The sequence below is a fragment of the Micromonospora sp. M71_S20 genome (genome assembly GCF_003664255.1).
GTDB lineage: Bacteria > Actinomycetota > Actinomycetes > Mycobacteriales > Micromonosporaceae > Micromonospora.
In genome coordinates this window covers 3,968,533-3,981,551 of record NZ_RCCV01000001.1, presented here as the reverse complement: position 1 = coordinate 3,981,551, position 13,019 = coordinate 3,968,533, and the positions used below count along the sequence as shown (strand labels likewise).

At 72.7% G+C, this 13,019-nt stretch carries 8 protein-coding genes; 5 read left to right on the top strand and 3 right to left on the bottom strand.

Going from position 1 to position 13,019, the window contains the following annotated elements:
- The first annotated feature begins 17 nt into the window (after nt 1–17).
- Nucleotides 18–1,289: a glycoside hydrolase domain-containing protein gene (locus DER29_RS17000; protein ID WP_121398214.1), complete on the top strand. Its 1,272-nt coding sequence runs from the start codon at nt 18–20 to the stop codon at nt 1,287–1,289.
- 93 nt (nt 1,290–1,382) lie between these two features.
- Here DER29_RS17000 and DER29_RS16995 read toward each other — a convergent pair whose 3' ends face one another.
- Nucleotides 1,383–2,447 carry a LacI family DNA-binding transcriptional regulator gene (locus tag DER29_RS16995; protein ID WP_233599870.1) on the bottom strand — a complete coding sequence of 355 codons (1,065 nt, stop codon included), beginning with the start codon at nt 2,445–2,447 and terminating at the stop codon, nt 1,383–1,385.
- Nucleotides 2,448–2,632: 185 nt separating this feature from the next.
- On the opposite strand from DER29_RS16995, the gene DER29_RS16990 reads away from it, so the two are divergent.
- The 4 genes from DER29_RS16990 (at nt 2,633) to DER29_RS16975 (ending at nt 9,823) form a co-directional block, all read left to right on the top strand.
- On the top strand, nt 2,633–4,336 hold the full coding sequence (locus tag DER29_RS16990; protein ID WP_158619047.1) for a DUF4127 family protein: 1,704 nt from the start codon (nt 2,633–2,635) through the stop codon (nt 4,334–4,336).
- Complete coding sequence (locus DER29_RS16985) at nt 4,333–5,925, top strand: hypothetical protein (protein WP_121398211.1); 1,593 nt, start codon at nt 4,333–4,335, stop codon at nt 5,923–5,925. Before DER29_RS16990 ends, DER29_RS16985 begins: the two co-directional genes overlap by 4 nt.
- Before the next feature lie 99 nt (nt 5,926–6,024).
- Complete coding sequence (locus DER29_RS16980) at nt 6,025–8,448, top strand: DUF4127 family protein (RefSeq protein ID WP_158619046.1); 2,424 nt, start codon at nt 6,025–6,027, stop codon at nt 8,446–8,448.
- A gap of 322 nt (nt 8,449–8,770) precedes the next feature.
- A complete protein-coding gene (locus tag DER29_RS16975; protein WP_121398209.1) occupies nt 8,771–9,823 on the top strand; it encodes a LacI family DNA-binding transcriptional regulator in 1,053 nt (350 codons plus the stop codon).
- 27 nt (nt 9,824–9,850) lie between these two features.
- Here the strand turns inward: DER29_RS16975 and DER29_RS16970 are convergent, their stop codons facing one another.
- Both DER29_RS16970 and DER29_RS16965 read right to left on the bottom strand, forming a co-directional pair.
- Entirely contained in the window at nt 9,851–11,485 is a 1,635-nt protein-coding gene (locus tag DER29_RS16970; protein WP_121398208.1) for a fucose isomerase, read from the bottom strand.
- Nucleotides 11,482–13,014 (bottom strand): FGGY-family carbohydrate kinase, encoded by a 1,533-nt coding sequence (locus DER29_RS16965; RefSeq protein ID WP_121398207.1) that lies wholly within the window; start codon nt 13,012–13,014, stop codon nt 11,482–11,484. The genes DER29_RS16970 and DER29_RS16965 overlap by 4 nt, the downstream gene beginning before the upstream one ends.
- Nucleotides 13,015–13,019: the final 5 nt, after the last annotated feature.

Sequence of the window (13,019 nt, the reverse complement as noted above, 5' to 3'; positions counted from 1 at the left end):
CTTCGAGGGAGACCGGGATGAGAAGGACCACCACATGGCTGATGGGCCTCGCCACCACGGCGGGGCTCACCATCGCGCTCGGCTCGGCGGCCGTGGCCGAGTCGGCGCCGGCCCCCCAGCCGCAGGCGCAGTCCGTGGCGGTGTCAGCCGTCGGTCCGCAGCCCGGCACCTTCGTCGGTAAGGGCTTCGACACCTGCACCGCCCCGTCGCAGTCGGCGATGGACGCGTGGCGCGCCAGCTCGCCGTACCGCGCGGTGGGCATCTACATCAGCGGGGCCAGCCGCACGTGCGCGCAGCCCAACCTGACCGCGACCTGGGTCACCAACCAGACCGCCAACGGTTGGCGGCTCATCCCCATCGAGCTCGGCTACCAGGCACCCTGCGGCACCCGCGCGCCGAAGATGTCCGCCGATCCCGGCACCGCGCGCTCGCAGGGCCGGACCGCCGCCGACAGCGCCGCCAACGCCGCGCGGGCGCTGGGCATCGGCGCCGGCAGCACCATCTACAACGACATCGAGCACTACCCGACGACCGCGGCGTGCCGTGCCGCGGTGCTGTCGTTCCTGTCCGGGTGGGTCGAGCAGCTGCACACCCGGGGCTACCTGGCCGGCATGTACTCCAGCGGATCCTCCGGCATCAGGGACGTCTGCCAGGAGTACCACAACCCGAGCTACACCAGGCTGGACCAGATCTGGATCGCCTGGTGGAACGGCGTGGCCGACACCGACGCCGGCGCCTACTGCTCGGACGCGTACTACGCGAACCACCAGCGGCTGCACCAGTACGCCGGGGACGTGACGGAGACCTGGGGCGGCGTGACGATGAAGATCGACCGCAACTACCTGGACGTGAGCACGTCCCAGCAGCCGCCACCGCAGCAGTGGAGCACCACGATCGACAACACCACCTCCGGCCGGTTCACGGCGAGCGCCAACTGGAGCACGTCGTCGTACTCCGGCAGCCGGTACGGCACGGACTACCGGTACGCGAACCCGACGTCGGCCAGCGACGTCGCCTGGTACCGGGCGAACATCCCGGCGACGGGGAGCTACGAGATCTCGGTCTGGTACCCCGCCGACCCCGGATACAACAGCCAGACGCCGTACCTCGTCGCCACCGCCTCGGGCAACCAGTCGGTGACGGTCGACCAGCGCGTCAACGGCGGCCGCTGGGTGTCGATCGGCGTGTTCACGCTCGCGGCCGGCGACGCCAACAAGGTCGGGGTGAGCCGCTGGACCAGCGGCAGCGGCTACGTGGTCGCCGACGCGGTCAGGATCACCCGGGCCTGACCCACCGTCTCCCGGTCGACGTGGTCCGGGCGGTGTCGTCGTCCGCGCCGCCCGGCGTCACTTGCCCCGCTTCTCCCCCGCGCCCTGCGGTGCTCAGGGACGACCGGTCGCCGGGCTCGGGGGACCGAGGGTCTCACCCTCGACCAGCTCGCAGGGCAGCAGGCGCTGGTGCTCGCTGCTCCGGCCGTGCAGGATGTCGTCGAGCACCTCGATGGCCTGCCAGCCCATCTCCCTGCGGGCGATGTGGAAGCCAGCGAAGTCGAGGTCGGTCTCGGCCTGACGGGTGGGATCGCCGAGGGCCACCAGGGACAGGTCACCGGGCACGGACATGCCTCGGGCCCGCGCCGCCTCGGCCACCGCCGCCGCCTCGACCAGTTCCTCGCAGAAGACGGCGGTGACCCCGGTCGGGCGCAGTGCGTCGAGCAGTTCCGCCGAGGTCCTGCCGCCGACCGGATCGTGTCGACCGTCCACTCCGGTCTCCCGGACCGCGGCGGTGAAGCCGGCGAGCCGGTCGGTGGCCGACTCGGCGCCCGCACCGACGCCGACGTACGCCAGCACCCGGTGTCCAAGGTCGACGGCGCGGCGGACGAGGGCGGCGGTGGCCTGGGCGTAGTCCGCGCCGACATAGGGCACCGGACCGCCCTCACCGGAGGGTAGGTGGGCGTCGTCGCGTCGACCGACGGACACGAAGGGCATGTCGCCGGCGACCATCCGGGCCAGCTCGTCGCGGGGAATCTCCCGACCGAGCAGTACGCATCCGTCGGCGAGCCGGATGCGGTTGTTGTCGTGGAAGATCCGCCGGCTGCCGCCGCTCACGGGGGCGCTGGTGAACAGCAGCAGGTCGCACCCGATGCTCTCCGCGCACGCCTCGATGCCGGACAGGAACGGGTGGTAGAAGTTCGCGCTGGTGCTCGGGAACACCGACTCGTAGGTGAACACTCCCAGGATCTGGTTGTGCTGTCGCAGCAGCCGCCGGGCGAGCGGGTCGGCGACGTAACCCGTCTCGCGGATGACGCGCAGCACCCGTTCCCGGGTCTCCGGGGCGATCCGCCAGGCCGCCTCACACCGGTCGTTGAGCACGAGTGACACGGTCGTCTGGCTGACCCCGGCCATCCGCGCGATCTCGTGCTGCGTCAGCCTGCCCCGCCCTGCGGACACGGATATCGGCCACCTTCTGAAGCGTCGCGTATCGAGGATTGTCGCCGTGGATGCTGCCCGGCCCGCAGAACCGGTGTCAAGGGCGACCAGCGAGAGTAATACGTATTACGGGCTCCGGCGGTCTTGACCCGGGGTTCTTGTTGATCCAAGACTCAGCGCATCCCCCGGCAACGCAAGGAGCCGACATGCCTGATCACGCCCTGTCCCGCCGCGGCCTTCTCCGGACAGCCGGCCTCGCCGGCGCCGGCCTCACCGGCCTCGCCGCCCTCGGATCCCCGGCGCACGCCCGGCCGAAGACCCCACGGCTCGGCCGGATCGCCCTGGTCCCGCTCGACGACCGGCCCTACACCTGGTACGCCCCGCAACAGATCGCCACCGGCGCCGGCTACGACACCGTGCTACCGCCCCGGGAGACCCTGGGTCGGCACTTCACCCCCGGCGACGGCCGCGCCGTCGGCCGGTGGCTGACCTCGTCCACCACCCAGGCCGACGCGCTGGTCGTCGCCCTACCGATGCTCGCCTACGGTGGACTGCTCAACTCCCGCAACAGCTCGGTACCGGAGGCCGAGGCGTTCGCCCGGCTTGCGGCGGTACGGGCCGTCCGGCGGCGACGCCCGCACCGGCGGCTCTACGCCTTCGACACCATCATGCGGCTCACCCCCGAGGGGCCGTGGCGCAACGAGCTGCGGGCGTGGGCCACGGTGAAGGACGAGGTCGACAACCTCGCCATGGTGGAGAAGCGCCCGCAACTCGACGCGTTGGAGTCCCAGATCCCGGCCGACGTGCGCGACGACTACCTGGCCACCCGGGCGCGCAACCACCGGCTCAACCTGACGATGATCGAATGGGCGGCCGAAGGGATCTTCGACTTCCTCGTGGTGGGCCAGGACGACGCGACCGGCCACGGCTTGCACCGACCCGAGTCCCAGGCGCTCGCCGCCCGCATCGCCGAGCTGGGCGTCGGGGACCGGGTGGTGATCTACCCGGGTGCCGACGTGGTGGCCGCCCTGCTCATCGCCAAGATCGCCGTCCGGGACGCCGACGTGCGCCCCCGGGTGAGCGTCGAGTACTCCCGAGCGACGGGCGAGACCTGGACCGCCCCCTACCAGAACATCCCGTACGCCCGGCTCATCCAGGGCTACGTCGACATCCTCGGTGGCACGGTCGTGGACCGGCCGGAGCGCGCCGACCTGGTCCTGATGGCCAACACGGGTGGCAGTTCCGCGTCGGTGGCGCCGTTCGCCGACCGCCTGGTCGCCCACGTGCGGGCCGGACGCCCCGTGGCCCTGGGCGACGACGCGATCGCCGGGCACTCCGACCGGCGTCTGCTGTCCCTGCTCAACGGCCGGATCCGGTACGTCGAGCTGGCCGGCTACTCCGGCTGGAACGTCGGGATCAGCCTTGCCCAGGCGACGTCCCGCTGGGCGCTGCGGCAGCGCTCGGTCCGCGGTGACCTGCCGCCCGGTGTCCCCGGCGCCCCCGGCGAGCCGGTCCTGGCCGCCCGGCGGGCCCTCCTGCACGACGCGGCCCGAGCCAGCATCGAACTGTCCGTCTCGGAACTGGTGCAGACCGATTCGTACCGCAACGACGTCCGCGCGGCCACCACCGCCTACGCGTCCGCGTTGGGCGAGCCGGACCCGCAGAACATCGCGACCCACTTCCCCGAGATCAACGCGTACGCGGTCGACAACACCACCCCGCACGCGCAGAAGCTCTTCGCCGACGAGTTCGCCGGGGCCACGCTCGCCCTGGGCAGCGACGGACGGGCGCCGGTGACGGCCCGCGTGGACCGGCTCGACGCCTGGCACCTCCACCTGCCGTGGAACCGCACCGGCGAGATCGCCGCCGAGCCCCGGATCGTCCTGACCCCGGACGGGGGGCCACGGTGAGGGCGCGGGCGGCCGCGCTGCTGGCCGCGCTCGTCGTCGGCGTCGCGCTGCCGGTCCCGACCGCGCCGGCCGCCGCCTCCGCTGCCGTCCCCCTCGTCGACAGCTACTTCGACTGGCTCGTGGCGTCGTACGACGGGGTCCGCAACGGGTTGCGCCGGGACGTCGAACACGTCCACGGCGACCAACTCGTGGTAGCCGGCCGGGCGTGCACCACGGCGAGTCCGTGCACCATCGGCGGACCGCGGCAGAGCACCGCCGCCTGCACCTCGCTGCAGTTCATCTCGGTCTATCTGGACCAACGGGCGGCGTACGAGCAGCGGTCGCTGTCGAGCGTGGAGACCGGGCTGGTCGACGAGTTCGCCGGCGCGGTGCTCGCCCACCGGCTGCCCAAGGACCCGAACGCGCCGAAGATCTTCGACGACGCGGTGGCGAGCACCCCGGACGGCCAGATCCGCTACTTCACCTCGTTCGGCAACGCGGCCTGCGGAGAGGCGCTGCTGGCCGCCCACGAGGCGACCGGCGCCGCCGCCTACCTCGACGCCGCCACCGGCATCGGCGAGTTCCTGCTGCGGATGCAGGACCCGCGCGCCTACTACCAGGCCTACGGCGTGCATCCGTTCGTCGACGGGCTCGGCCAGCCCACCACCCCGCCGGGCGGCTACGTCGACCAGATCTCCAGCTGGAGCAACCTCTATTCGACGATGTCCACCTGGAACCTCACCGCGATCGCGTTCCTGCAACGGCTGGAGACGGCCGTGGCGCCGCCCGACGACCGGTACGGCCAGTCGGCCGCCACCGCCCGGCAGTTCCTCGGCACGGGACTCCAACTCGGCGCGGACTGGTACACCTTCGACTTCGACTCCCCCACCACCAGCCAGAACCGGGTGGTCGCGCAGAGCGCGTACAGCGCGGACTGCCGTGACAACCGGTGGCACCGCAAGGGCTCCTGCGCCTACAGCGGCGGCCAGATCGCGGGCGGGACCCTGGGCACCGACATGATCGAGTACGGGCTGGCCGGGCTCTACGACCACGAACGCCAGCTCCACGGCGCCAGTGCCGCGGCTGCCGCCGTGACGAGCCTCTACACCACGTACACCAGCCTCCCGGGCTGGCACACCGCCTCGGCCAGCGACCCGCTCGACTGCGTCGACGACACCGCAGCCGGCGCCGTGGACCCGTACTACCCACCGGACAACCAGGGTCCGACGCCGTCGGGTGACGCGCGGGACTACGACCCGCACCTGTCCTTCGGCGGCTTCTTCCGCCTCACCCCGCCCAACGAGAACGCCGAGGCGAAGTACTACGACATCGTCGGCTTCGGCATCCTCGCCGAGCTGCGCAGACAGGTGGTGCCAGCCAAGTTCGCCGCGGGTTACCAACGGTTGCAGCAGGCGGACCGTCAGGACGCCCTCTACGCCCTGCTCGACCGTTCGCTGGCCGCGATGTTCCTGCCCGCCCGGGACGCCGACGACCTCGACGGTGACGGTGACACCACCGAACAGTTGTGCAAGGGCACCCGGGGCACCCTCCCCGTCGCCCACAACGGCCTCGGCATCCTCAAGGCGGTCGGATACGCCGGCACCCGGTGACCGCGCCACCGAGCGCCGTCCGATGACCCCGTGCACCACCACCACGACGAAAGTGAACCGATGCGTCGCGACAGACGACTGACATCCCGCGCCCTCAGCATGATCACAACGACCGCGGTGACCCTCACCCTCGCGGTCGCCCCACCGGGCTCCCCGGCCGCGGCCGCCGCGGCGCCGGCCAACCTGGGCCGGCTCGCCGTCGTACCGCTGGACGACCGGCCGTTCACCGCGCACACGCCGGTGGCGGTCGCCGAGGCCGGCGGGCACGAGGCGCTGACACCCCCGAAGGACCTGCTCGGCGAGTACTTCACCTACGGTCAGGCCGATGCGGTCGGCGCCTGGTGGCGCAAGGTCGCCGCCGACGCGGACGGCTCGGTCGTCGCAGCCCCGATGCTCGCCTACGGCGGCCTGGTCGCCTCCCGGACCTGCCAGACCAGCCTGGCCGACGCCCGGCGGCGGCTCTCCGTGCTCGACGAGGTGAAGCGGAGCAACCCCGACAAGCCCCTGTACGCGTTCGACGTGATCATGCGCCTCACCATTGAGCCGACCAGCAGCTACCCGGGCGTCCACTCCGGCCCGATCCGGCGCTGGGCCGTCCTTATGGACCAGGTGGAGAACCTCGGCCAGGAGGAGCGCCGGGCCGAGTACGAGCAGGTCGCCAGCGAGATCCCCGAGGAGATCAAGGCGGACTTCCTCTGCGCCCGGGCCCGGGACCACCAGATCAACCGGGACATGGTCCAGCGGGTCGCCGACGGCACCATCGACTACCTGATCCTGGGCCAGGACGACGCCACCGAGCACGGCCCGCACCGCCTGGAGAAGGCGGCCCTGGCGGCGCTCGCGGCGAAGCTCGGGGTCGAGGACCGGGTCAGGATCTATCCGGGCGCGGACATCCTCGGCGCGCTGCTGGTGGCCAAGCATGTCACCGAACGGCTCGGCGCCGCCCCGACGGTCGACGTCGAGTGGTCCCGCACCCCGGGCGAGAAGTGGGTGGCGCCCTACCAGGACGTCCCCTACGCCACCCTGGTCGACGAGTACGTGCGTACCCTCGGCGCCCGACGCTCGGACGGTCCCGACGCCGACATCCTGCTGATGGCGAACACCGCCGGCGGCGGAGACCTGGAACCCTTCGCCGACCGGATCCACGACGCGGTGGCCCGGGGCCGGCTCGTCGCGGTCGGTGACGACGCGCTGGCCGGAAAGGTGGACGGCGAGCTACGTACGCTGCTCGCCCCCCGGGTCCGCTTCGGGGAACTGGCCGGGTGGTCCGGCTGGAACATCGGTCTGTCGATCTCCCAGTCGGTGGTCCGCGCGGCGCTGTTGCAGGCGAGCCGGACCGGACGCCTGCCGGGCTTCCCGGGCCAGACGAAGGGGATCCCCTTCCAGGAGGCGCGCCAGGCCATCCTGCTGCGTGCCGCCACCGCGCACGTCGAGTTGACGCTGCAGGAGCTGGCCCACACCGACGTCTACCGCAACCAGGTGCTCAGCCAGGTCCAGGCGTACGCCCGGGACAACGGCGACGATCCGCAGTACATGACGAAGGTGTTCGAGGGCGCCAACCAGCTCGCGGTGCAGCGGACCAGAGCGCTGGCCGACCAGCTCTTCGCCGACGAGTTCGCCGGCACCCCGGTCCGCGCCGGCAACGACGGCCGGCACGAGGTGACCGCGGTCGTGCACCGGCTGGAGTCCTGGCAGATGACGCTGGCCTGGTCGCGCTACCAGGAGCTGGAGGCCTTCCCCACGCTCGCACTGAGCACGGCCCCGGCCGATCGCGGTGCGCTGCTCACCGTCTCGGCCCTGCCGCTGCGGACCACGGTCCGGCCGGACTCGGACGTGGACACCCGGATCGCCGCGGTGCTGCGCAACGACGTCGGCACACCGGTGACGGCCCAGCTCGGCGCCGTCGTCCCCGAGGGGTGGGTCGCCCCGGCGCCGACCGAGGTGCGGCTCGCGCCGTTCGCGGTGGTGGAGGTCCCGTTGACCGTGGGGGTCCGCGGGCTCGCGGCGGAGCAGAGCGCCACCGTCACGGTCGACGCCCCGCACGGGACGCGGCCGGACCAGCCCCGCCAGTTCGCCGCGAGCGCCACCACGACCGTCGGTGCGGTGTGGCGCAACGTGGCGCTGGCCGCCGAGGGCGCCGAGGCCACCGCGTCGGGCTGGTGGCGGCAGTACGTGCCCTCGCACGTGATCGACGGCAACCGGGTCAGCTCCGGCAGCCGCTGGATCACCGAGCCGGCCGACAGCCACTGGCTGCGGGTCGAGTTCGCCGGTGCGGAGCTGGTCGACACCGTGCGGCTGCACCAGTACGGCGGGTACGAGCTGACCTCGTACCGGATCTCCGGGCTGGTCGGCGGCGCCTGGCAGGTGCTCGGCGAGGTCACCGGAAACACGACCCGGGTCACCACGCACACCTTCGCGCCGGTCCGCGCGACCGCGGTCCGCCTCGACGTCCTCGCCAGCCGGGACAGACAGGCCCGGCTCTACGAGGTAGAGGTGACCTGCCGCGACGCCTCCTGCGGCTGACGCCGGCACCGCCGGCCGACGTCGGCGGCACCGCTTCGCCCAGTCCGGTCACCGGGTGGCTCCCCGCCGCCCGGTGGCCGGACGGGCGGTCGGTGCGCGTGCCGCCGGGTCGGCCGTGCGGGGCGCCGTGCCGACAGGTGGACGACGGCCGCCCCCTCCGACGCGAGCCAGGACGCCCAAGAGAAATCGATTCCCTGCCATATAGGATCTCAGGGCCGACCACTCTCGGGCGGCGGGCCGCAACGGACGGTGGTGCCCGCGCGGTCGCAGCCGGGGGTCCGGTGCGGGACAAGGACGCGAGACATCGACAGGGGACGACCGCATGACGACCATCTATGACGTGGCGCGGGTGGCCGAGGTCTCGGCGTCGACGGTGTCCCGGGTGCTCAACGGGCACTCGTCGGTGGATCCGGACCTGGCCGCGCGGGTCCGCCAGGTGATGCTCGACCTGGACTACCGGCCCAACGCGGTGGCCCGCAGCCTGCGCCGGCAACGCACCAGCCTCTGGGCGGTGATCATCTCCGACATCGGCAACCCGTTCTTCACCTCGCTGGTGCGCGGCATCGAGGACGTGGCGCAGGAGGCGGGCTTCTCCGTGGTCCTCTGCAACGGCGACGAGGACCCCGAGAAGGAGACCCGGTACGTGACGGCGGCCCTGGCCGAACGGATGGCCGGCGTGATCATCTCGCCGTCGGGGCGACCGGCCCTGATCAACCGGCTCACCGAGGCCGGGATGCCGGTCGTGGCCATCGACCGGCAGCCCCACGGGGTGGCCGTGGACACCGTGCTGGTGGACAACGTCCACGGCGCCGAGACGGCCACCGCCCACCTGATCGACAGCGGCTACCGCCGGATCGCCTGCGTCACGGGACCGCGTCGGATCTCCACCGCCGTGCAGCGGCTACGCGGATACCAGCAGGCCCTGCGCGCGGCCGGCCGGAGCGTGCCGGAGGATCTGGTCCGGTACGCGGACTTCCGGGAGGACGGCGGCTACCAGGCCATGGCGTCCCTGCTGAACGCCGCCGAGCCGCCGGACGCGGTCTTCGTCACCAACAACCTGATGACGGTGGGCGCGGTGGAGTGCCTGGTCGACAGGGGTGTCGACGTGCCCACCCGGTGCGGCGTGGTCGGGTTCGACGACATCCCCTGGGCCCACCTGGTGCGGCCCTCGCTGAGCACCGTCGCGCAGCCCACGTACGACCTGGGGCGGGCCGCGGCGTCGCTGCTCACCGAGCGGATCGCCAACCCCGCGAAGGCGTCCTCGACCGTCACCCTGCGCACGACCCTGCGGGTCCGCGAGAGTTCGGTCCGGTCCCTGCCCCGGTCGAACGGACAGCCCGCGGACGGCGCGGGTGGGCCCGCCCGGGCCCGGTGAGCCGGCGTCGGGGAGGCCCGCCCGGGATCACAGCGCCACGTCGCCGCACAGGTGCACCCGCACACCCATCGCGTCGAGCATCGCTGCCTTGACCCGCAGGGCGCGGTCGGCGTCGTCGGCGTCGTCGGCGTAGACCACGTTGACGTGGTTGGCCTTGTGCCGGGCCATCAGCTGGTCGCGGCCCACGCCGTGCAGCACGGCGTGCATGATCGGCCACTGCGGGGTGGTGGCCTGGAGCCGACGCCGCGTCTCGGCCGCCGGCAGCTCGACCACGGTGCCCCGGCCCAGGTCGGCGTGCAGCACCCCGTCCATGATGAAGATCCGCGACCAGACGATCTCGCCCGGCCGGGAGACACCGCTCAGGGTGCCCCCGCCCAGCGGGAAGTACATCGGCGGCTGCCGCATGCTGTACGACCGGTCGTAGCCGCCGTTGTGGGACGCGGGGACCGAGCCGGAGATCTCGAACACCCAGACGAAGTCCGTCCCGTACGACTCGCCCCAGCGGATGTCGTGCAGGGTGGTGGCCGGGTCCATCCCCATCGCGGTCCAGATCCGGTTGGTGACCAGCGAGTCCACCGCGACGCCCTCGTCGACCTCGTTGAAGTGCGGCAGGGCCCGCCCCGCGTACAGCTCGCGCGAGCCGTCCCGGCTGGTCACCGGCGGCCGGGTCACGTCGTTGAGCAGCCCCTCGGCCAGGTCGCTCGCCGGGACGGTGTCCTTGAGCCCCTGCTGGTACTGGATGCCGACGGCGTCCAGGCCGAAGTCGTCGGCGATGCGCAGCGCGGCGACGTACATCTTGAACTGGCTGAGCAGTTGGGCGTCGGTCAGTTCGGTGGCCTCGTCCGTGCCGGTGTGGAAGGTCATCCCGGCGGCGTCGAGCCAGGCCCGCACCGCGTGCGCCTCCTCGTCGGGCACCCGCGACATCTCCGCGACCAGCGCGCTCTGCGACAGCCGTTCCTTGTAGATGCCGAGCGGGTTGAGCAGTTCGTCGTCGATGATCGCGTTGTACATGCCCATGCAGCCCTCGTCGAAGACGCCGATGACGGCCGGTCGGCGCCGCAGCTGGCGGGCCAGCGCCACGCCGAGTTCGACCTCGGCATCGGACGGCAGCGGCGGCAGGTCCCGCACGTGGCTCTCGTCGTGGACCACCTCGCCGGTCTCCAGCCAGGCCTTCAGCCCGTCGCGCGCCCACTCGTCGGTGAAGTCCTCGCTCCACAGCGCCGAGTACCGCACGCCCGCCTTGGTGAGGCTGCCGGCGAGGTTCAGCAGGCCGACCAGGCCGGGAAACTCGCCGCTCCAGTTCGCCACGAGCAGGATCGGGCCGCGGTGGGCGCGCAGCCCGGCCAGCACGTGGTGGCTGTACTGCCACACCGCCTCCACGACGACGAGCGGGGCGTCGACCGGAATTTGTTGAAAGATCTCGATGCCGGCGCGCTGGCTGTCGATGAAGCCGTGGCCCGCGTCGGCGTCCACCGGATGGGCCCGCAGGGTCTGCCAGCCCAGGGCGGTGACCGCGTCGGCGAGGTCCGCCTCCAGGCGTTGCTGGGTCGGCCAACCGGTGACGTTCGCGGCCGGGCGAAGGTCGCCGCTGGCGACCGTGTAGACCGTCCGGGGGGCGGCGGCCGGCGGATCGACCAGCACCGGCATGGTGTAGTTGCTCACGGGTTGACTTCCTCCACTGGCTCGTCGGTACCTGGCTGGGGCGGGGTCGCGAGGCGCGTCTGCCGGGCGGCCAACGCGTGGGCGACGGATTTCGAGCCGGCGTACAGCTGCCGGTACAGCCCGTACAGCTCCGCGTAGTCGGCGGCGAGGGCCGGGCGCGGCTCGCGGACCTCCCGGACCGGGTTCCACCGGTGGATGTCGACCCGCCGCACGGCGCCGGCGGCGAGGAACGCGGCGCCGTAGCTCGCGCCGATGGTGACCGACGGGATGTGCTGCGCCCGGCCGGTGACGTCCGAGACGATCTGCGTCCAGAGGCTGCCCCGGGTGCCGCCGCCCACCGCCACGACGCGCCGGATGTCGCCGCCGGCCGCCTCGATCGTCTCGATGTTGTGGCGCACCGCCAGCCCGGTCGCCTCCAGCGCCGCGCGGTAGATGTCGCCGCGCCCGTGCGAGAGCGTCAGGCCGGCGATCACGCCCCGGGCGTCGGGATCGAGGATGGGGGTCCGCTCGCCGGCGAAGAACGGCAGCATGAGCAGCCCCCGCGCGCCCGGCCCGGACAGCTCGGCCAGGCGCAGCAGCTCGGGGTAGTCGGCGGCGTCGAACAGCTCCCGCAGCCATCCGGTGATCGCCCCGGAGGTCGCCATGCCGCCGGCCAGGTTGCGGGTGCCCGGCAGCGCGCCGACCGTGCCCCACAGCGACGGGCTGGTCAGCCGGTGCGGCACCGTGTGCACGAGGAACATCGTGGTGCCGTACATGAGCATCAGGTCGCCGACGCCCTGGGCGCCCACGCTGACCGCCTCCGACCAGGCGTCGATCGTCCCGGTCACGACCGGGGTGCCGGCCGGCAGCCCGGTGGCCGCGGCGGCCCCGGCGGTGACCGTGCCGGCCACGTCGCCGGGCCACCGCAGCTCGGGCAGCTCCAGCCCCGGGGCGATCTCGTCGGCCCAGGGGCGGTACCAGTCCTGCGCCGCGCTGTCGTACAGCGGCGTGCACTGGCTGGCCGAGTGCTGGTCGAGCAGGTACCGGCCGGTCAGCCGGAAGACCAGCCAGGAGCTCGGCATGAACAGCCGCCGGGCCCGGGAGAACAGCTCCGGCTCGGCGTCGGCGACCCAGGCGACCTTCGCCCCCGCCGCCTGGGTCGACAGCGTCGAGCCGCACCGGCGCAGGATCTCGTCCGCTCCGAAGCGCTCGGTGAGCCGGGCGATCTGCGGCGTGGAGCGGGTGTCGACGCCGTAGAGGATGGCCGGCCGCAGGGGTGTGCCGGCGGCGTCGGTGAGCAGCACGCACGGCCCCATGCCGCTGACCCCGACCGACACCACGTGGGCGTCGCCGGGGGCGAGCAGCTCACGGGTGAGGGCGACGAACTCGTTCCACCAGATGCGGCCGTCCATCTCCACCCAGCCGGGTCGCGGCCGGTCCACCCGGTGCTCCCGCACCGCGGAGCGCAGCACGCACCCGGACAGGTCGACCAGGACGCCCTTGCTGCTGGACGTGCCGATGTCGACTCCGAGCACCGCGGCCACCGTCATGCCAG